Source organism: Flavobacterium jejuense (assembly GCF_006491595.2).
GTDB classification, from domain to species: domain Bacteria; phylum Bacteroidota; class Bacteroidia; order Flavobacteriales; family Flavobacteriaceae; genus Flavobacterium; species Flavobacterium jejuense.
This window is the reverse complement of sequence record NZ_VEVQ02000002.1, coordinates 184,465-204,904: the sequence shown is the minus strand read 5'-3', so window position 1 is coordinate 204,904 and position 20,440 is coordinate 184,465. Positions and strand designations below refer to the sequence as shown.

The 20,440-nt window shown below is 30.9% G+C and carries 19 protein-coding genes; 17 read left to right on the top strand and 2 right to left on the bottom strand.

Features of this window, described 5'->3' with window-relative positions; all coding sequences use genetic code 11:
* Positions 1-30 precede the first annotated feature (30 nt).
* The 14 genes from FIA58_RS03705 to FIA58_RS03640 all read left to right on the top strand — a co-directional run bounded on the left by FIA58_RS03705 (position 31) and on the right by FIA58_RS03640 (position 14,074).
* Positions 31-1,020: an NAD(P)-dependent oxidoreductase gene (locus FIA58_RS03705; protein WP_140960197.1), complete on the top strand. Its 990-nt coding sequence runs from the start codon at positions 31-33 to the stop codon at positions 1,018-1,020.
* Positions 1,021-1,420: 400 nt separating this feature from the next.
* On the top strand, positions 1,421-3,271 hold the full coding sequence (locus tag FIA58_RS03700; RefSeq protein ID WP_140960195.1) for a carbohydrate-binding protein: 1,851 nt from the start codon (positions 1,421-1,423) through the stop codon (positions 3,269-3,271).
* 346 nt (positions 3,272-3,617) lie between these two features.
* Positions 3,618-4,226, top strand: coding sequence for a hypothetical protein (locus tag FIA58_RS03695; protein ID WP_140960193.1), 609 nt, complete (start codon positions 3,618-3,620; stop codon positions 4,224-4,226).
* A 381-nt stretch (positions 4,227-4,607) separates the two neighbouring features.
* The gene (locus FIA58_RS03690; protein ID WP_140960191.1) at positions 4,608-5,063 is read left to right on the top strand and encodes a hypothetical protein; all 456 of its coding nucleotides are present in this window, start codon (positions 4,608-4,610) and stop codon (positions 5,061-5,063) included.
* Positions 5,064-5,103: 40 nt separating this feature from the next.
* Entirely contained in the window at positions 5,104-5,346 is a 243-nt protein-coding gene (locus FIA58_RS03685) for a hypothetical protein (protein ID WP_140960189.1), read from the top strand.
* Between the two features lie 1,183 nt (positions 5,347-6,529).
* Positions 6,530-7,270 (top strand): YoaK family protein, encoded by a 741-nt coding sequence (locus FIA58_RS03680; protein WP_140960187.1) that lies wholly within the window; start codon positions 6,530-6,532, stop codon positions 7,268-7,270.
* A gap of 219 nt (positions 7,271-7,489) precedes the next feature.
* Complete coding sequence (locus tag FIA58_RS03675; RefSeq protein WP_140960185.1) at positions 7,490-8,236, top strand: DUF3108 domain-containing protein; 747 nt, start codon at positions 7,490-7,492, stop codon at positions 8,234-8,236.
* A gap of 109 nt (positions 8,237-8,345) precedes the next feature.
* The gene (locus FIA58_RS03670) at positions 8,346-9,041 is read left to right on the top strand and encodes a M50 family metallopeptidase (protein ID WP_140960183.1); all 696 of its coding nucleotides are present in this window, start codon (positions 8,346-8,348) and stop codon (positions 9,039-9,041) included.
* 224 nt (positions 9,042-9,265) lie between these two features.
* The gene (locus tag FIA58_RS03665) at positions 9,266-10,189 is read left to right on the top strand and encodes a mechanosensitive ion channel family protein (RefSeq protein WP_394352404.1); all 924 of its coding nucleotides are present in this window, start codon (positions 9,266-9,268) and stop codon (positions 10,187-10,189) included.
* 27 nt (positions 10,190-10,216) lie between these two features.
* Positions 10,217-11,290, top strand: a complete 1,074-nt coding sequence (locus FIA58_RS03660) for a YARHG domain-containing protein (RefSeq protein ID WP_140960181.1) — start codon at positions 10,217-10,219, stop codon at positions 11,288-11,290.
* A gap of 129 nt (positions 11,291-11,419) precedes the next feature.
* A complete protein-coding gene (locus FIA58_RS03655) occupies positions 11,420-12,454 on the top strand; it encodes a serine hydrolase domain-containing protein (protein WP_140960179.1) in 1,035 nt (344 codons plus the stop codon).
* Between the two features lie 94 nt (positions 12,455-12,548).
* A complete protein-coding gene (locus FIA58_RS03650) occupies positions 12,549-13,178 on the top strand; it encodes a hypothetical protein (protein ID WP_140960177.1) in 630 nt (209 codons plus the stop codon).
* Positions 13,179-13,192: 14 nt separating this feature from the next.
* Positions 13,193-13,633 (top strand): SET domain-containing protein-lysine N-methyltransferase, encoded by a 441-nt coding sequence (locus FIA58_RS03645; RefSeq protein ID WP_140960175.1) that lies wholly within the window; start codon positions 13,193-13,195, stop codon positions 13,631-13,633.
* A 198-nt stretch (positions 13,634-13,831) separates the two neighbouring features.
* Positions 13,832-14,074 (top strand): hypothetical protein, encoded by a 243-nt coding sequence (locus tag FIA58_RS03640; RefSeq protein WP_140960173.1) that lies wholly within the window; start codon positions 13,832-13,834, stop codon positions 14,072-14,074.
* A 41-nt stretch (positions 14,075-14,115) separates the two neighbouring features.
* Here the strand turns inward: FIA58_RS03640 and FIA58_RS03635 are convergent, their stop codons facing one another.
* Positions 14,116-15,651, bottom strand: coding sequence for a YifB family Mg chelatase-like AAA ATPase (locus FIA58_RS03635; RefSeq protein WP_140960171.1), 1,536 nt, complete (start codon positions 15,649-15,651; stop codon positions 14,116-14,118).
* A 156-nt stretch (positions 15,652-15,807) separates the two neighbouring features.
* Between FIA58_RS03635 and FIA58_RS03630 the strand changes: the two genes are divergently transcribed.
* Both FIA58_RS03630 and FIA58_RS03625 read left to right on the top strand, forming a co-directional pair.
* Positions 15,808-18,039, top strand: a complete 2,232-nt coding sequence (locus FIA58_RS03630) for an APC family permease (RefSeq protein WP_140960169.1) — start codon at positions 15,808-15,810, stop codon at positions 18,037-18,039.
* A gap of 68 nt (positions 18,040-18,107) precedes the next feature.
* Complete coding sequence (locus tag FIA58_RS03625) at positions 18,108-18,956, top strand: hypothetical protein (RefSeq protein WP_140960167.1); 849 nt, start codon at positions 18,108-18,110, stop codon at positions 18,954-18,956.
* 130 nt (positions 18,957-19,086) lie between these two features.
* Here FIA58_RS03625 and FIA58_RS03620 read toward each other — a convergent pair whose 3' ends face one another.
* Entirely contained in the window at positions 19,087-19,293 is a 207-nt protein-coding gene (locus FIA58_RS03620; RefSeq protein ID WP_140960165.1) for a hypothetical protein, read from the bottom strand.
* Positions 19,294-19,410: 117 nt separating this feature from the next.
* Between FIA58_RS03620 and FIA58_RS03615 the strand changes: the two genes are divergently transcribed.
* Positions 19,411-20,094, top strand: coding sequence for a hypothetical protein (locus FIA58_RS03615; RefSeq protein ID WP_140960163.1), 684 nt, complete (start codon positions 19,411-19,413; stop codon positions 20,092-20,094).
* The last annotated feature ends 346 nt before the right edge of the window (positions 20,095-20,440 follow it).

Sequence of the window (20,440 nt, the reverse complement as noted above, 5' to 3'; positions counted from 1 at the left end):
AATTGAACTTAATCCATCAATGCTAAAAAAATGAAAACACTAGTATACAGCACTCATGATTTTGACAAATCCTTTCTGAAAAAAGCAGCTAAGAACAAACACAAACTGACTTTTTCTGAGCTTCCATTAAATGATACTTCCGCAAAACTTGCAAATGGGTTTGAAGCCGTTGCCCTTTTTACAGCTGATAAAGCCAACAAAGAAACATTGGAACTATTGCATAAAAATGGAATACGATATATTGCACTACGATCTGTTGGTTACGATCATGTAGATCTAAAAAAAGCCAAACAGTTAGAACTCAAAGTAGCTAATGTACCGAATTATTCTCCTTACGCAAGTGCCGAACATGCAGTAACCTTATTGCTAAGCTTAAATCGAAAGATACTCCTAAGTCAAGAATTAATGTATAAGAATGACTTCCGATTAGATGAATTAGTTGGCTTTGATTTACATGGAAAAACAATAGGCATTATAGGAACAGGAACCATTGGAACCGTATTTACTAAAATCATGCACGGCTTCGGTTGTAAATTAATGGGCTATGATATTTTGGAAAACAAAGCATTAATAAATCAAACAAACATTAAATATACTTCCTTTGAAGAACTATGTCAATCATCCGATGTAATATCCATTCACTGTCCATTAAATGACGCTACCAACTATTTACTTGACAAAAAAGCTTTCCAGCTAATGAAAAAAGGAGTTATCATTATCAATACAGCGCGTGGTGGAATTATAAATACCTTAGATTTGATGGAAGCACTAGATAATGGCATAGTTGCAGCAGCAGGCTTGGATGTGTATGAAAATGAAAAAGGAATCTATTTTAAAGACCTTTCTAGTTCCAACATACATGATGAATTATTTGAAAAATTACGCTCTTATGCTAATGTATTACTAACAGGACATCAGGCTTTTTTAACTAAGGAAGCTCTGCAAGGCATTGCAGAGACAACCATTTCTAATTTATCCGAATGGACAGAAAATGGTATTTCAAAAAATGATTTGTATTAATTTAAATTCTATTTATGTTCTAAAAGTGATCAATTACTAATGAGCTAATGTAAGTGAGCGTTTTTATATAAAAGTCATAAACTAAATTACAATCTTTTCAAACTACAGTCATTGTAAAATCACACAACAACTTCATCAGTTCAAGTAATTTTTAAGCAATGAAATAGGAATAGAGCGTATAAAAAGTCCTAAAATCTAATTTTCTTCAATCCTTTACTACTTCGAAAAACTTTCAAATAAAGTACTAGTAAATCCCATAAGACTTAATTCCTAAACATTAAAAATCAAACTATTCAATATAGTTATTAAAAGATTAATTCAATTGATATACCTCTTTTTTTTTATAGCAGTACAAAATTTATGTAGTACTTTAGACCCCAACAAATTAATTTAAACAAACATGAAAACAAACAAAAAACTAATCCTTCTTTTAGTAATGCTCCTTTGCAAAATTACTTTGACAGAAGCTCAAAATTTGAATCTCAAATTGATGTCTTTTAATGTCCAACAACCATTTGGTGGTACTAATTGGGAGGGCAGAAAAACAAATGCAGCTTATATCTTCAACATCACCCAAGCGGATGTGATTGGCACGCAAGAAGCCGTGAATTTCCAACGTGATTATTTACAACAACAAACAGGTTATGCTTGGTTTGGAACGGGTCGTGATGGTGGCGACAATGGAGAAGGTTCTTGGATATTCTATAAAGGAGATAAATATACAATAGACACAGCTAATTCTGGTAACTTTTGGTTGTCAAATACTCCTAATGTGCCTTCTGCTTTTGAGGGTTCTTACAATCGAATTTGCACGTATGTCCATTTAATTGAAAACAGTACTGGTAAAGGATTTTATGTTTTTAACGCCCACTTCCCTACTTCAAATTTCACTACCGCACGTCTCAATAGCATGAAACTACTCGCAGAGCGAATGGCTACTAGAGCCATACTAACAGATCCAGTGTATGCTACTGGTGATTTCAATTCAACCGAAGGAGATATTGTTACCAATTGGATGAAAAATGGATCTGATAATCCAATTAAATGTAGAGATACTTATAGAGATGTTTATCCAACAGGCCCTGTAAACACTGGTTTTGAAACTAAATTCGATTATATCTATTGTCCAAAAGGTACCCAATATACATCACAAAACTCTTGGGTTATTGATAATCCTAAAGCTTCAGATCATTATCCTATCGTAGCAGAAGTGCAGTATGCCTATCAAAACAATCCTCCCAGTCCTACTACGCACGCCATTCCTGGTAAAATAGAAGCGGAACAATATGCCAATCAAGTGGGAATAGAATTGGAAAATACTTCCGATACTGGAGGAGGAAAAAATATTGGCTACTTAGATACAAACGATTGGGCAACTTATAAAGTAAATGTAGCCTCAACCGCTACTTATACTTTCGAGTTACGTGTTGCTGGTGAGAGTCAAAATGGAGCACTAAACGTTTATATTGATGACCAATACAACCAAACGATTAGTATTCCTGCAACAAATGGTTGGCAAAACTGGCAAACTATTACAGAAGATATCGATTTACCAGCAGGATCACATACTATCAAAATACAAGTTACCACTCCAGGCTTCAATATCAACTGGTTCAATTTCGTGGCTTCCAACTCGTCTGGGTTAGTGATTCCTGGAAAGATTGAAGCAGAAAACTATGCATCTACTTTTGGAACAGAATTGGAAAACACTTCGGATACTGGTGGTGGACAAAATGTGGGCTATTTAGACACAAACGACATTTTAGAATACACGGTTACTGTTACAGCAACAGCTAATTACAATTTTGCTATTAGAGTAGCCAGTCTTTCTTCTAATGGTCGGATCAATGTTTTAGTAGACAACCAAATTAAGAAAACAATCGATTTACCAGTTACTGGTGGATGGCAAACTTGGCAAACTTATAACACTACTATTAGCTTACCTCAAGGAACGCACCAACTGAAGTTGGAAGTAGTACAATCTGGATTTAATTTAAACTGGTTCAACTTCAGCACTTCTTCTAGTGCAAGAGAAAGTTTAGTTTCAGAAAAAACATCTTCAAGCTCTTTCTACCCAAACCCAACAACCGATTATATTCACTTTGACAAAGAATACGAATGGAGCGTTTACAATCTTACTGGTAAAAAAGTAGCCACAGGGCGTTCACAAAAAGCGGATATGACCATCCTAAGTACAGGCATTTACATCTTACATTTCAATGGAGAACAAAAAAAGCTAGTAATCCATTAAGCACTATAGTTCTCCTATTTATTATATAAACAAAAAACTGTCGTTTCTGGCAGTTTTTTTTTATGCAATAGAATATAAAGTACCTGTCTGACGGATGTCGAAAACTTTTGAATTGAAAACAAAACTTCTCAAGAGGATTTCAAAGCGATTTATATTAAAAACTTCATTTATACGTATAAACACGTACAAAAAACAGTATAAAATCAGTATAAATACGTATTGCAATACTGTAAGATTAGGTTTACATTTGTCCAAAATAAAACAAATGGTATTTGACCTCTACAAAAGCTAGTGGTAAATGCCCTATTCGCAAACAAAGTAACATTAGAATTAATTAAACATAAACATGAAACTAATTAAAATTACTCTTTTCTCTATCCTAGTAGCCATGACAACTGCATGCAACCAAGTACAATTACCAAATGATTTGATTCAAGACAATACTGGCTATGAAAAACTTACTGATTACATCTATTCGCACTTTCCAGATTTAAAAGACAATATCGAAGTGATGGAATTTTCGTATAGTGGTTCCATTCACCCACAACGCGATGAATTATCTAGCTCTATTACTATGAATATTGTTAGAGGAGACAATAAAGATTACATTATAGCATATGGTGTAGATAGTGAAGGAAGATTAACTACTAACAATGTAGATATTTCTGTTGGAGATATTGTCAATCAAACATTGTCTAATAGTTATGACACTTACAAACCTTTTCTTTTTTCTGCCAAAGAAATTAACTTCGACACCTTAAGAGAAATTGTCGCTAAAGCCACAGAAGAATTTAAGAAAGAAGCTAATGCAGAAACAGCCTACTGCTCTTCAATAGTTATAGACAAAAAGGAAAACAAAGCCCCAGAAATAAGTGTAGAAATTAAAGAAAGAAAATTTAGCACTAAACTGTTTAGACTTTCTACTTGGTCTATCGACGGTAAAAGAATAGACTAAAACACTGCAAAGTCTTCTAAATTTGCAACATACATTTAAAAAAGCTGTCTTAAAAGTGTGCAACTTGTCATTTTCATCACTATGACAAACCTCAAATTTTAAGACGGCTTTTTCATGTAGTTAATCCAAACTCTTCATTATAATAAAAAGATACAACCTTTATGCTAGTTCGCTCTTACTTCATACAATGAAGCCAAAATAGCATCAAAAATTTCTACTGAAAACAAAACTTCTCGATACGCTTCGTTCTTAAAGTGACCTACCTTGTGTATAAATGTTTCATATTATTAGCACTCCGTCAGGTCAGTTAGAGAACTTTTTAAAGGTATTGTTAAAGTAAAAAGGATAGTTTAGATTTGTAAGCATAAAATGCTAAACCAAATGCAACTATTTCCTCAAAAAGAATGTATAATTGAATTAAACAATAATAGTGAGCAAGCCATTTCAAAATTAAAAGATCAAACTTTATCAAAAGAACAATTCGTTGCCGATTGGGACAAGCAAGCATTCATTGGAAAAATAGAGAACCATGTATTTGAAATTAAACTATCAAAAAAATTGTATGGCAATTTTTGTGTATTGAAAGGAAAATTAGAAAACCAAAAAGCATTTGTACAAATACATACTAGTAAAGTTATTAAAATCGGTTTTGTTGTAATGATTGTAATCTCTATTTCTGCAATGCTTACAGCAATAATTCACAATAGATGGGAAGACATTCTTAAATATATCTTAGCTGTCCTTGTCCTTAAATTTATCTTTATTGAACTAGGATTTAGAATTGTTTCACAAAAGGGAATCAAGAGATTGACTGAAATAATCGGAATCAATAAATAGCAAAACGCAACAGTCTATAAACTGAATTAGTAACCTAAAGATGTTAGAAAACATACTACTACTATCAAAAAATAACATTCCAGAGATTCCAAATAAAAACAACCGAAAAAATAAAAATCGAATTTTTTATTCTTGGACATTAGAACGCTTTGTAGCAAACCATAAAGCTGATTTTGAAATTGATGTATTTCCAAGTGATCCAGAAACATGTAAAATACAAAGTTGTAAAGAAGATCTACTACTTCAAATAAACAGTCGTAACATTTTTGATTTTGTACCATAAGAAGTTATTTTGATACTTATTCCGTACTAGAATATGGAAAATTTGAGCTTATTTAAAAAGCAACTACTGTATGAATACCTATCTCTAAAAATATATAAATTGAAATGCATTCCATTCTAACTAAATTTTAGAAATCTGAATAGAAATACATTCCATTCTAACTAAATTTTAGAAATCTGAATAGAAATACATTCCATTCTAACTAAATTTTGGAAATCTGAGTAGAAATACATTCCATTCTAACTGGATTTTGGAAATCTGAGTAGAAATGCATTCCATTCTAACTAGATTTTGAAAATCTGAGTAGAAACGCATTCCATTCTAACTGGATTTTGAAAATCTAGGTTGAACTATTAAAATTTTTATACCATTTTTTACTTCTCAGAATAAATAAATATTTTAGTTTAACAAGTATTCAAAACAATATAAAATGAAAAAATTGCGTTCCTATTTAAAAACCACCTACACCGCCATGGCAACCTATGTTCTTGCTATAGATAAAAGTAAAGACACAGAAGAGTTTAACCAATCGCTAGATGTACTTAATGCAGTAAGAAAACACTATGCCGATTTATTGACCAAAAGAAAATAGCCCCAAACAGCGCTTCTCTAGATCATATCCTATAAAATAGTAGTAATAATAATACCAATCACAAGATTAGCTTTTATTATGACATAATAAAAATAAGTTTCCCAATTTCTATTCTCTTTTTCACTATTTTTGATTCACAATAAACGTACAGTTCGCATACATAACTAACTAAAAAAAGATAAATTTGGAGAAAGTTCTGAAAGATTACGCAGAATTAAAATTCCCCTAGATATCTAACACCTTTCAGGTAAGACAATGTAACCTTTTGGTGTTTTGACAATAGAGCTTCTGAATCTGGATATCCAATAGTTATTTTTGACCATAACTTAAACGGAATTGAATCTGACCCAAATTATAAATGTAAAAACCTAATAAATTAGATTGACAAAACTATGGAAAATGTATATTAAAAAACTGTGTAAAACAGCCACAAAGGTTTAGCACAATAGCTCATCCCAATAAAACACACATTCGATTTTCCAGCGGAAAACTTATATTAGCAAGAAATAGATTATTCAATCTGGAGCTAACAGATCCAAGCCGCGGAATATTGTGTCCAATTAAAAAAAACGATCTAAATGAAAAAATTAAATGTTTAGACATCAAGGCAAAAACAGAACTTTAAAACATAATTTACAGATTGCAACTATTCTGTCTTTTGTTGCAGGTATTGTAAATGTTACAGGATTCTTATCTTTTAAACAGTTAACAACAAATGTTACTGGTCATTTTGCTCTATTTATAAATGATGTAGCTTATTTTAAATTTTGGAAAGGCACAATATATTTTCTTTATATTTTTTCTTTTTTCTTAGGTTCATTTATATCTAGTTTTCTAATTGAAATATTTAGAGAAAATAAAAAACTAAATATTTACTTTCTACCAACATTAATTGAATGTTTTATTTTAATATCAATAGGTCTAATAAGCAATTTTGTCGAAATGAACTATTCCAATTTAATAGTATGTTTTCTACTTTTTGCAATGGGACTTCAAAATTCTTTTGTAACCAAAATTTCAAATGCTGTAGTAAGAACAACACACCTCACTGGACTTTTTACAGACTTAGGAATTGATATTTCACATATATTCTTTCCAAAATTGCATACAAATAGAGAAAAACTCAAAGCTAATATTAAACTACGAATTTATATTATCTTGTTCTTTTTTGGTGGTGGATTAATAGGTGGTTATTTTTATTCTAAACTTGGTTTAAAATTAAACACTTTGATTTTTGGTGCTTTAATTTTACTCATTAGTTTATTTTATGATGATTTAAGATATAGAATAATAAAGACTAAAAGAAAATATAATCAAAGAAAAAAAATGTAAACTTAAGTCGTATAAAAATAACGCTTAGTTTATTGCTTAATCAAGAATTCTTGCAATTTTCTAACTTCTGATTTCCTTTCGAAAAACCCTTGCATAAGAAACGGCAACTTTCCACATACATAAACATTGTATCTAATTTTGTCTTGTCCTAAAAAGACTTACACAAAAATGTAACAAAAGTTTAAATTGATTACTAATACCATTAAAAGCATTAAACAAATGAAAAATTTAGTATTGGTATTACTAGTTATTTTGGGAAACTTTACACCTATTTTTAGTCAAGAAGCACCCATATTAAGTATAAGTCCGTTAAATAATCCAGCAAACACAAATCTTATAAAGTCTGAAACCTCTAAAATGACTTGGTTTATGATTAAAGATTCTCTTAAAATTCCAATAGGAACCCTTGAAACCCAAATTCAAAAAGAGAAAGAAAAAATATACATTATAACAACAGTGGTTATGAAACAGTCTCCTACTAAATGGATCGATAGCACCATTGTGGAAGTACAACATTTTAAACCAATATATCATTCCTCTTTTAACCAACAAAGAGAAATGGTATTGCAATTTGGGAAAAAAACTACTGGGTATTATTTAGATAAACAAGCGGGCAGTAAAACACAGATTTCTGAAAAAACCAACTCGTCTTTCTTTGATAGTAATTTCTATCCACAATTAATACGATCACTTCCTTTAAAAGAGGGATATTCTAACACTATCTCTATTTTTGACTATAATCCTAAAGCAAAAGTAGGAGTAATTAAAGCAACAATTAGAAAAACCGAAGAAACTACTTATACTTTTAATGGAAAGAAAAGACAAGTTTGGAAAGTTGAGACTACTGATGATATTTCAAACAACGTTACAATAAGCACATATTATATTGATCAATCCACAAGAGAAATACTAAAACAAGAGATTGATTTTGGAAGCAGAAAAATGGTTATGGAATTAGTAGAGTAGTTCAAGATTGGTATTTACAATAACATAAATAGTTGACAATTTTACAAGCTGTTACTACAATCAAAACTTCACTATATTTGTTTGAAACTAAAACAAACTCCAATCTTTCATGAATAGTACAAATGGTAAATTTCAAATACTATATCTAGCAATAATGCTACTACTAGCCTTTGCTTTTTGGAACACCCTATTCATTTATCCTATTAAATTATTTGTGGTGATGCTACATGAAATGAGTCACGGACTTATGGCTCTCGCTTTTGGAGGTAGTATTATTCAAATACAAATTGATTCCCAAATTGGTGGCTATTGTCAATACACAATGGAACCTAGTTTTTGGGGAAGTTTTATGACAGCCAGTGCAGGTTATTTAGGAAGTCTTGTATGGGGTTCGTTAATCTTAATAGCGGCAGTTAAAACCATAAAAGACAAATACATTACTTTGGTTATTGGAATTGTTTTATTAGGACTCTCCTACTTTGTCTTACAATCTGGAGAAGTATTTGGAACGCTTATGACTGCTGGATTAGGACTATTTATGTTGGTATCTGTGAAATACTTTAGTCCAATATTTCACGATTTGTGGTTGAAATTCATAGGCATTACTTCCTGTTTGTACGTAATAGTAGACATCAAAGAGGATATAATAGACAGAACCAATATAGGAAGTGATGCTGATAGTATTGCTGATTTAACAGGTATTCCAAGTTTAGTAATTGGTGTTATTTGGATACTGATTGCGCTCTTTATTTTGTTTATAGTATTGCGTTATATTTATAAGCATCAAGAAAGAAGGTATAATTAAAAGAAGAAAGAAACCCAATCAAAAATGACTAGCATAACAATACTTTACAACTATCTCAACAATAGCTTTTGTTCTATATTTCCCATCATTAATTAAAAAAAAATTCAGTATAAAAGTAAAAAAGTACTTTTAACTGAAATAAGAATCAATCTACAAATTCGTTTTCTTTCTTTTTCAAAAGACTTCCGTATCTTTAGACAACTTTTATTAATACTAAAAAGAAAGTGCTAACAGAAATACAGCTTTGGTTTACAGAACATCCAATTACAACAAATATTCTAATCTATTTGATGTGGATAGTACTCCTATTTTTGTTGATTGGTTGGATTAGAAGAGCTTTAAAAAGACATCTTCCTGACAATGCCACCAAGTATAAAACCCAAAAAGGAGTTGAAATAATAGGCTATATCATTGTAGTGCTTGTCACTATCACTTATTTCACGGGAAGTATAAAAGATTTCGGTTTAGCTATTGGTTTACTCACCGCAGGAATCACCATAACCCTTCAGGAATTAATACTAAGCATTGCGGGTTCGTTTTATATCTTTTTTGTCAAAGTGTACCAACCAGGAGATCGAATAGAAATCAATGGAATAAAAGGAGATGTAATTGATATTGATAGCATTTACACTACTATGATGGAAATAGGCGAATGGGTTTCTAGTGATAATTATAGTGGTCGAATTGTAAAATTAAGCAATGCCTTCGTTTTTAAAGGTCCTGTTTACAATTATTCGCAAGATTTTCCTTTTGTTTGGGATGAATTCAATTTACCCATTCGTTATGGTTCCGATATGGAATTAGCTAAATCCATAGTAATTTCTGTAGCCCAAAAACACCTAGCGAATTACGTACAAGAATCGATTGCCGATTGGAAAGAGGTAGTTACCAAATATTACATAGAAGATGCCCAAGTAGATCCTACTCTTGCCATCACTATGACAGATAATTGGATACAATTCAACTTAAGATACATTGTAGATTACAAAAAAAGAAGACATACAAAACACATCCTAAACGAAGAAATTGGCAAACTAATTCAAGCTACTAATGGAAAGGTTATCTTAGCTTCAGCAACTTTTGAAATTGTGAAAATTCCTACTGTACAACTACACAATGAAAAAAATGAGACGAAGAATGCTGAATAAGATTTAAGAAATCATAATTAGAATAAAATGAAAAAATTATTATTCCTACTAATCCTACTTTTTAATCTCTCTTACGCAAATGACGGTTCCTATTTAACCCATGGAGGTGTTATTTACCCCACCAAAGAAACGAAAATAGCATTAGATAAAGAAATCCTTTCTTTTATAGTAAAGGATGGCATTGCTTATGTAAATATCCAATTTACCTTCAATAATCCTGAAAATAGAGAACGAAAACTACTAGTTGGCTTTCAAGCTCCAACAGCTACAGGAGATGTTTCTGATGAACAAAGTAATCGCAACCAAATCAATGATTTTACTATTTTTCAAAACGATAGAATACTACCTTATCAACTAAAAGTGGCAGAATGTGAAGATTGTGAGCTAAAAAACCAAAACGAAATACAATTCAGTCAGTCTGAAATGGGAATCTTTGTCTTTCTTTTTGAAATTACTTTTAAACCTGGATTAAATCAAATCAATCACAGTTATAACTTTCCTTCAAGTAGTAATGTTTCTATGGATGAATTCTATAATTACATATTAACTACTGGTTCCAAATGGGCTGGAGGAAAAATAAATGATTTAACGGTTACTATTGATATGGGAACCAATACTTATTTCTATGTGAATGATATTTTTGGACAAAAAGCGGATTGGTCTATCATTGGAACTGGAAAAGTAACTCATGAAAAATTCGATTATATTGACAAAGATTTTTGTAGAATGATACGCATCTTAAATGGCTACCTTCAAATTAAATGCACCAACTTTCAACCTACAAAAAATATTGAATTTGGCATTATAAATAAGCTTTCCTTTATTGCATATCCTGTTTATTATGAAAAAATTAGACAAGGAAAAGTCATTAGTATAGGTAAAATGGGGTTAGAAGCCAATTACTCTAAAGAAGAATTACGCTTATTAAGAAATACCATATATGCACAATATGGATACGAATTTAACGCATCTGATCTCAAAGCGTATTTTTCACAATTTGGCTGGTATGTACCTAATCCTAATTTAAAAATGGAAGACATTATACTTACCCAGTTAGAAAAAGAATATATTGATAAAATTAGAGAAAAAGAAAGCAAATGAGAATCAATCTTCTAGTAATTAAACCAATTACAAGCTATCGCTTTAATTCTATTTTTTGTAACAAAGAGATAAAAATAGCGTCATCTAATAGATAATCATCACTTTAATTCAATCAAAATTTAAAAAATCATGATTAAAATCTACTTACTAAATCTACTTATTTCTTTTTTGAGTTACCAAAACCAAAATAAAGACACAATCGATACTTATCTAAATACGCTCCATAAGGAAGAAAAACTCAATGGAAATGTACTAATCATTCAAAATGGTAAAACCCTTTATGAAAAATCATTTGGTTATACTGATGGATCAAAAAACACAAAACTAAGTAAAGAGTATAAGTTTAATATTGGATCCGTATATAAAGAATTTCCTGCGGTTTCTATTATGCAATTAGAACAGAATAAACTTATTCATTTAGATGATAAAGTATCCAAATACATTCCAGATTTACCACAATGGTCAGAAAAAGTAACCCTAAAAAACCTGCTACAATATTCAAGTGGATTACCATTAATCAATTGGAATCAATATTTTAGTAAAGGAAATAATGTAACTTTTGAAGATGTTTTTAAAGACTTACAAGCATTAGACACGCTGCAATTTGAACCAGGAACTAATTATCTATATTCGAATAACAATCCTATTTTATTAATAAAAATAATTGAAAATGTTTCAAATATGAAGTTTGAAGAATATTTACAAAAACATATCTGTATTCCTTTTCACTTAAAAAATATAATTTTAAAAGAACAATATCCTTTTATAGACAAAAATAAAATGGCTATTCCCTTTGATACCCACTTTAAAGAAGACAATTATAAAATAGCCATCAAAAATATAATACTAACAACCACTGCAAGAGATATAGCAAGCTGGTTTGAACAATTAGATACTTATAAAATCATAAATAAAGAGTCTATTAAAACACTTTCTGAAACAGTGATAACGGGTGATAACATTCAATCTCCTTTAGGAAGTTGCACTTGGAAAAATAATACCATAATAAAGCACGCTCATCATGGTTCATCAGGAAATTATGAATGCCTTGTTAGTAGGTTCAATCAAGATGGAATTACAATAGTTATTTTAACCAATCAAAAAAACGGAAATGTTCATGAGATAACAGATACCATTTATAAAATCTTAAAAAAGGATATTTAAGCAACAATTCATCCTAAAAAAAGTACACTTCGGTAACATAAAAAAAACTAATCCTCACTTTTTATTTAGTTTTATCTTATTAAAAACAAATAATATGGAACAAGTAATTACAATAGCGATTTGTATTCATGCTTTTTTAGGAGGAATAGGCCTAATTTCAGGCTTAGGAAGTATTTTATTAAAAAAAGGAAGTAAACCTCATAAAAAAATGGGTAAACTCTTTTCTATAAGTATGCTAGGAAGTTGTCTAATTTCGTTAGTAATAGCTTGGATGCCTAATCATGAAAATTTATTTTTATTTCTAATTGGTTTATTTACAATTTATTTGGTTTTAGCAGGAAACAGAGCCTTAACTTTCAAATCAAAAGTAAAAGTTGATTCCATTGACCTTCTATTATCTGGAAGTATGCTTTTTTTTTCAATCCTCATGCTTCTATTAGGGTTCTATGGGTTGATAAATTCTTTAAATAATAGTGTTTTATACGTGTTTTTTGGTAGTTTTGGCTTGTTTATGACTCTTAAAGATTTTCAGTTTTTTAGAAGCACCAATAAAAGTAAATGGTTGCAAAACCATGTTGGAAAAATGGTAGGTGCGCTTATCGCTTCAATAACTGCATTTATTGTAGCTGGTTTAGGATTAGGAAATATAATTAGTTGGCTTTTACCTTCTTTTATTGGAACCATTTACATTATCTACTGGAGCAAAAAACTAAGTAAAAAATAATACCAAAATTAAGCATGTCAAATAAAGACAATACCATAGAAGTACTTGAATCTGATTATTTATATGTACAAACTTCTCAATTACCTAACGCAGGCAATGGTTTGTTCACAGCTATTACTATCTATAAAGATGAGATTATTTCGTATTTTGATGGAGAAATACTTACCGATTCAGAAATTGAAAAACGAAAAGCCGCTAACCAAGACCAGTATTTTATCAACAGAGTTGAAGGAGGTATTCTAGACAGTATGCATACCGATTGCTTTGCAAAATATGCCAATGATGCTAAAGGAATTGCTACTACTAAATTTAAGAATAATGCTATCATTTCATTAGATGAAAACAAAAAAATATGTATCATAGCAACCAAAAAAATAAAACAAGGTGAAGAAATATTTTGTAGTTATGGAACACCATATTGGTCCAAACACAAAAAAATAATAGATATTGACTAATTTCTTCCATTTATTTTGAAAAGATATTTATATTTTTTTTAATCATAAAACACCACCACTTAATGGTTATCTAACGTTTTTACAACTTAAATTTAACAGTTTTTTTTTAATTCCATAAATCAAATTACATTTTATCGGTTTTTTGTTGCTTTTGTCGATTTTTTTAGTAATTTAGCAAAACAAACTAAACTATTGATTATGAATATACTACTACAAGGCAGTTTTTTTACTAAAAAAATAAAGTGCAAAGTGTTTGGTCATAAACTAGTAACAACCAAAGACATAACTAACCACATCAAAGAATACCAATGTAAATGCTGCGGTCTAGAATTAACCAACAATTATAAAGGTGTAAAAAGTATCTTAACACCAGAATTAAAAGATGTAAATGTAACTGTAATGGATTTTTACCACAGAAGACATCAACGTCAAACCGCTTAAAACTACTTATCATATATTTCAAAGAAAGGATTGGGTTTTTATTATCCCAACCAACCTTCTCTGTCTAAACTTCTATACTGTATAGCTTCAGCAATATGATATGACTGAATATCTTTAGAGGCTTCTAAATCGGCAATTGTTCTAGAAACTTTTAAAATTCTATCATACGCTCTAGCGGATAAATTTAAACGCTCCATTGCAGTTTTTAATAATTGTAGTGATTGTTCGTCTAAAACACAATATTCACGTATTAATTTACTACTCAACTGTGCATTATAATGAATGTTCTTAAATTCATTAAAACGATTGGATTGAATTTGCCTAGCATGGTTGACTCTTTTTCGTATTTCTGAACTACTTTCTGCTTTTCTAGTATCAGATAATTTTTCAAAAGGAACAGGTGTTACTTCAATATGAATATCAATACGATCTAACAATGGTCCAGAAATTTTACTCAAATAACGTTGCATTTCCATTGGCGAACTAGAAACTGGAGCATTAGGATCATTAAAATAGCCACCTGGACTTGGATTCATACTCGCAACCAGCATAAAAGAGGATGGATAAGTAATGGTAAACTTAGCTCTCGAAATAGTCACTTCTCTATCTTCTAACGGTTGACGCATGACTTCTAGAACTTCTCGTTTAAATTCAGGTAATTCATCTAAAAATAAAACACCATTATGTGCTAAAGATATTTCGCCTGGTTGTGGATAACTACCACCTCCAACTAATGAAACCGAACTAGCAGAGTGATGGGGTGATCTGAAGGGCCTTTGCGTTAACAAACCCGTTTCCTTCACTTTTCCAGCAACAGAATGAATTTTAGTAGTTTCCAAAGCTTCTTGCATCGTCATGGGTGGTAAAATACTGGGCAAACGTTTCGCTAACATCGTTTTTCCTGAACCAGGTGGCCCAATTAAAATAATATTGTGACCACCAGCAGCTGCAATTTCCATACACCGTTTAATACTCTCCTGCCCTTTTACATCGGAAAAATCAAATTCTGGAAAATCTAAATTTTTATTGAACTCTTCTTGGCAATCAATAACTGTTGGCTCTAAGCCTTCTTTTCCATCAAAAAAATCTATGACTTGTAACACATTTTCAACACCATACACATCGATTCCATCTACAACAGCAGCTTCTTTTACATTTTGAATGGGTAAAATAACCCCTTTAAAACCTTCTTCTTTCGCTTTTATAGCAATAGACAAAGCTCCTTTTATAGGTTGCAAACCACCATCAAGTGATAATTCACCCATGATGATGTACTCTGTGATTTTGTCGGTTTTTATTTGGGAAGATGCTGCAAGAATACCAACAGCAAGGGTTAAATCGTAGGCAGAACCTTCCTTCCGCAAATCGGCAGGAGCCATATTTATGGTTATCTTTTTTCCTGGAAGACTATAATTGTTGTTTTTGAGCGCTGCAGCAATGCGATAACTACTTTCTTTTATCGCAGAATCTGGTAATCCTACCAAGTGGTAGCCGATTCCTTTATCAATATTTACTTCTACGGTAATGGTGGTCGCTTCCACACCGAAAACGGCACTTCCGAATACTTTTACTAACATGGCTTGTACTTTTAAAAATTGGCTTATATAAATACAAATATAGAAAAGTTTTTGATTTGAATTCGTTTTATTCCAAATATTGCTAAACCAAAAGAAATAGATAAAACCTTCCTTTTTAAGTCTTTTGTTTTTAAATTGCATGACATTTATTGATACATGGAAAACAAATTACAATCGATTAAAGCAAATTTTGGAACGCTTCCTGTTTTTTTAACAGCCATTTCAACCATTCTTGGAGCCGTAATGTTTCTACGATTTGGTTATGCTGTGGGCGAAGTAGGTTTCATGGGAACACTTTTAATTATCTTAATTGGACATTTGGTTACTATACCTACAGCAATGGCATTAGCTGAAATTGCAACCAATCAAAAAGTAGAAGGTGGTGGAGAATACTTTATAATTTCTCGCTCTTTTGGTTTAAATATAGGTTCCTCAATAGGTTTAGCACTTTATCTTTCGCAAGCAATCAGCGTTGCCTTTTATGTCATTGCATTCGCAGAATCCTTTGAAGCTATAAAACCATGGATAAGTGCAGAATTTGGTTATACAATTACCGACAATAGAATATTTAGTATTCCTGCTTTATTAGTATTAATTTGGCTAATGATTACAAAAGGAGCCGATTTAGGAATGAAAGCCTTATATATTGTTGTTGCAATATTATTTGTCTCTTTGGTAATGTTTTTCTTAGGGTCAACTGATTATTCTAGCACTTTTGATAGCTCTTTGTTATTTCAAAATATCGATTCTGGAAAAGGTTTTTTCTTTGTTTTTGCTATTATTTTTCCCGCATTTACTGGAATGACAGCAGGAGTAGGTTTGTCTGGTGATTTAAAGGATCCAAAAAAATCCATTCCAATGGGAACACTGGCTGCAACCATAATTGGTATGATTATTTATGTGTTTATTGCTTTGAAACTTTCTTATTCAGCTTCTCCTTCTGATCTAATTTCAGACCAGCTAATTATGAGTAAAATTGCACTTTGGGGACCTATAATTCCACTAGGTCTTGCCGCTGCAACTATTTCTTCTGCTTTAGGTTCTTTTATGGTTGCTCCACGAACTTTACAAGCTATTGGTGCTGATAATGTAATACCAAATCTAAAAGTAAATACTTTTATCTCTAAAGGAACAGCAAAAAACAACGAACCTAAAAATGCCACTATAATAACTAGTGTAATCGCCTTAGTATTTGTCTTAATGGGCGATGTAAATGCAGTTGCAGAGGTGATTTCTATGTTTTTTATGGTCACTTACGGTTCTTTGTGCTTAATTTCATTCATGCAACACTTTGCAGCAGATCCATCTTACCGACCTTCTTTTAAATCGAAATGGTATTTATCACTTCTAGGAGCTATTTTATGTGTGTATTTAATGTTTAAAGTAAATACCGTTTATGCTATTGCTTCAATTTTACTAATGGTAGCCATTTACTTTTATATCACTTTTAACAATTCAAGTAAAAAAGGGATGGCCAATATCTTTCAGGGTGTTATCCATCAATTTAATAGAAATCTACAAGTATTTCTTCAAAAAAGTGATAAAGAAAATTCGGATGACTACTGGAGACCAGGCGTAATTTGTTTGAATAAGGATAGTTTTGAGCGATTGGCAGCATTTGATATCATGAAATGGATTTCTTATCGCTATGGTTTTGGAACTTTTATCCATTTTGAAAAAGGGTATTTTTCTAAAGCTATCAAACAAGAAGCCGATCAAAAATTACACAAGCTTATTGAAATGGCCAACACAACAAAATCGAATGTATTTCTAGAAACTATCATAAACCCTTCTAATACGGGTGCAATTGTTCAAGCAATACAACAACCAGGAATTTCTGGTCATGAAAACAATATGATGCTGTTTGAATTTAAAAAAGGGACAACCGAATGGCTTACCGATGTTGTTGATAATTATAACTTAATAGCTTCTGCAAATTATGATTTGTGTATTTTAGCTAGTTCTGATAGAAATTTTGGTTACAGAAACGAAATTCATGTTTGGATTAAAAAAGAAGATTATGAAAATGCCAATTTAATGATTTTGTTGTCTTATATCATTTTGGGGCACCCCGACTGGAAAAAAGCAGAAATAAAAATATTTGCAGCAGTAGATAAAGCTAATCTTGAAACTGAAAAAGCAGGTTTAATAAAATTAACTTCTACTGGTCGTTTACCAATTTCTTCCAATAATATCATTGTAATTCCTATTGATGAATCTATCGATAAAGTGGAATTGATTAATAAGAAATCTAAAATGGCCGATTTAACCATTCTTGGTTTCCATGAAAGTAGTATTAAAACAAAAGGGATTGAACAATTTAATCAATATGATGCCATAGGAAATGTACTATTTGTCAATACTTTAAAAAACAAAATGATTAAATAATTCAAAAAGGAACCTATTTGAATATCTCTGTATTAAAAAACTATTATAAAAATTGTATTCTCTACACTATGAAAATCTATTACATAATCCTACTTTTTGTTTCTATATCCAGTTATTCGCAATCCTGTGAAGAATTGAAAAAAATTAACGAACAATTAAAAAGAGAAAACAAACAACTAAATGAAGATATTCAGGAAAGAATAAAAGAATTGGATGCATTTAGTAAAGAAAATGAACTTATAAAAGTTGATATCGATAATACAAAAAATGATGTAGAAGCTTTACTCATGGATTTAGAAAATACCTTTAAAACAATAGCTACTGAAAAAAAGATTCATAATTTATCTGATTTATGCAAAAACTACTTTTTAAATCTAAACATAAGTGATGAAAATTTTGAAATTATAGATTCTACAAATATATTCGATTTAAAAAATGCAGATTCAAATTCGGAGAAACCAGAAAAAATAGAAGACTTTGATAATAAGAGTAAAGTTTTTTTAACTTCAAATCATCCGATAAATAAAGTAAATGGTAAATTATTTTTAACAAACAGTAAAAATAAAAACATAATTTTAAACTATAAATTTCTTTTACTCAAGGAAGAAAATGATACTTTAAAAAGTACAATAACAAAAAGAACTTGGGGCTCAGGAATCAATTTACAAATAGAACTATCTTCAAAAGAAAAAAACATTCCTATTTCATCTTTATTAGAGTTGGCTAAAAATGATAAAATAAACAAACGTTATACCATTAGTCCAATAGGATTAGGTGAGGAATTTGCTAAAAAGAAATACGGTACTGCTGCATTCACTATTGATACTTATTCTAAAATTCTAGCCGAAATGGATGCAATCATTCAAAACATATCAGAGACGACTAAATTTGATCCTGAACTTATTAAAATAAACTAATTTTGACAACCCAACAACAGAAAACTCATAACCAGCTAAGCATAGTCTCATATCTTTAAATAATACAATAACCTACCAAATTCTATACTCCTCTTAAACAAAGTCAATCAACACAGTTTACACCTGCAACCTACTCCAAACGCACTATTTTACTACCAACTACACCTGTAACCAATATTAAACGCAATGTTTTAGTACCAACTACACCTGCTACCTGCACTAAACTCAGTGTTTTAGTATCGACTGCAGTTGCTACCGACACCAAACGCAATGTTTTAGTATCGGTAGCACCTGCTTTTTGTTTTTTACTTTTGTACAAAAATGCAATGTAGTTCATTACTTCACTCCTATTCAAAAATTCACTACAATTTTAACTGATTTTTTGGCATTATTATTGTTAAGTTTTTAAATTATCACACGATATAATGTTAATTTAAACTAAAATTTAGTACTTATGGAAACAAATGCAAACAATTCAAAAAATGGAAAACCTAGTAAGACTAGAAATGTTCCAGTAGCCGATATTAACTTCGGCAATGTCATTACAACAGTAAGCGAAAAATGGGCCGCTTCTAGTTGGCTAACATTAAAATGGTTAACCGTTGCGCAATTTCAGGCGGATGCAACGAATTATAACGACACCCTATCTATTAGATTATCCAAAGGGGCTACGCGACCACAAATTACACAAACCCTAGAGACCTTAGAAAAAACAATGGATACGCATTTGTCTTATGTAAAAGGTTACCTTACAGACAAATATAAAAAAGAAAACAGTACCAGCTATTTTGCAACTTTTGGTATTGAACACAAAGGCAACCGCTACCTGTTACCAACAGATAAAAACAAAAGAGTGGAAGCCTTGAAATTAATGATTAGCGCACTAACAGAACACGGGTTTGAAGACAAAGAATTTGGGTTGGCTTTCTGGACCTCATTACAACAACAATATAGTGTTTTAGTAAAACAAGCTACAACCACAGATGGTCAGGTTTCGGTTAAAGTAGGTGATAAAAACATCCTAAAGAAAAATCTAAAAAAAGGATTAAATGCCATTATTTATACTTTAAAAGCCAATTATCCTGATACTTACAAACAAGAATTAAGAGACTGGGGCTTTCAAAAAGAGAAATATTAAGTGGCAACTAGTTTCTTTCAGTAAACAAAAGTGTTTGCAAATTCAATTCCTATTATGAAATGTAATAGGATTTTTTTTTGTCTGTTCTCTGTTGTAGGTTGTATGTTTGTCAATCCCTGTATAAAGTGGGCCGTTTTTAAATTAGTTTTCGTATAAATGTACTTTTTTGGTCAACCTATATCAGGGACGGACAACGGACAACCCACAACCTACAACCTACAACAGAGAACAGACAACAGACAACAGACAACAGACAACCTGACAACCTACAACCATCAACCCCAATTAGGCATTTCCATTCCTTTTTCTTACCTTTGCGCTCGTTATTATGATTTCATAACTGGTT

Coding starts and splice junctions, on each gene's coding strand:
- FIA58_RS03705 (WP_140960197.1), top strand. CDS start 31: ATGAAAACACTAGTATACAGCACTCATGATTTTGACAAATCCTTTCTG.
- FIA58_RS03700 (WP_140960195.1), top strand. CDS start 1,421: ATGAAAACAAACAAAAAACTAATCCTTCTTTTAGTAATGCTCCTTTGC.
- FIA58_RS03695 (WP_140960193.1), top strand. CDS start 3,618: ATGAAACTAATTAAAATTACTCTTTTCTCTATCCTAGTAGCCATGACA.
- FIA58_RS03690 (WP_140960191.1), top strand. CDS start 4,608: ATGCAACTATTTCCTCAAAAAGAATGTATAATTGAATTAAACAATAAT.
- FIA58_RS03685 (WP_140960189.1), top strand. CDS start 5,104: ATGTTAGAAAACATACTACTACTATCAAAAAATAACATTCCAGAGATT.
- FIA58_RS03680 (WP_140960187.1), top strand. CDS start 6,530: ATGTTTAGACATCAAGGCAAAAACAGAACTTTAAAACATAATTTACAG.
- FIA58_RS03675 (WP_140960185.1), top strand. CDS start 7,490: ATGAAAAATTTAGTATTGGTATTACTAGTTATTTTGGGAAACTTTACA.
- FIA58_RS03670 (WP_140960183.1), top strand. CDS start 8,346: ATGAATAGTACAAATGGTAAATTTCAAATACTATATCTAGCAATAATG.
- FIA58_RS03660 (WP_140960181.1), top strand. CDS start 10,217: ATGAAAAAATTATTATTCCTACTAATCCTACTTTTTAATCTCTCTTAC.
- FIA58_RS03655 (WP_140960179.1), top strand. CDS start 11,420: ATGATTAAAATCTACTTACTAAATCTACTTATTTCTTTTTTGAGTTAC.
- FIA58_RS03650 (WP_140960177.1), top strand. CDS start 12,549: ATGGAACAAGTAATTACAATAGCGATTTGTATTCATGCTTTTTTAGGA.
- FIA58_RS03645 (WP_140960175.1), top strand. CDS start 13,193: ATGTCAAATAAAGACAATACCATAGAAGTACTTGAATCTGATTATTTA.
- FIA58_RS03640 (WP_140960173.1), top strand. CDS start 13,832: ATGAATATACTACTACAAGGCAGTTTTTTTACTAAAAAAATAAAGTGC.
- FIA58_RS03635 (WP_140960171.1), bottom strand. CDS start 15,651: ATGTTAGTAAAAGTATTCGGAAGTGCCGTTTTCGGTGTGGAAGCGACC.
- FIA58_RS03630 (WP_140960169.1), top strand. CDS start 15,808: ATGGAAAACAAATTACAATCGATTAAAGCAAATTTTGGAACGCTTCCT.
- FIA58_RS03625 (WP_140960167.1), top strand. CDS start 18,108: ATGAAAATCTATTACATAATCCTACTTTTTGTTTCTATATCCAGTTAT.
- FIA58_RS03620 (WP_140960165.1), bottom strand. CDS start 19,293: ATGAACTACATTGCATTTTTGTACAAAAGTAAAAAACAAAAAGCAGGT.
- FIA58_RS03615 (WP_140960163.1), top strand. CDS start 19,411: ATGGAAACAAATGCAAACAATTCAAAAAATGGAAAACCTAGTAAGACT.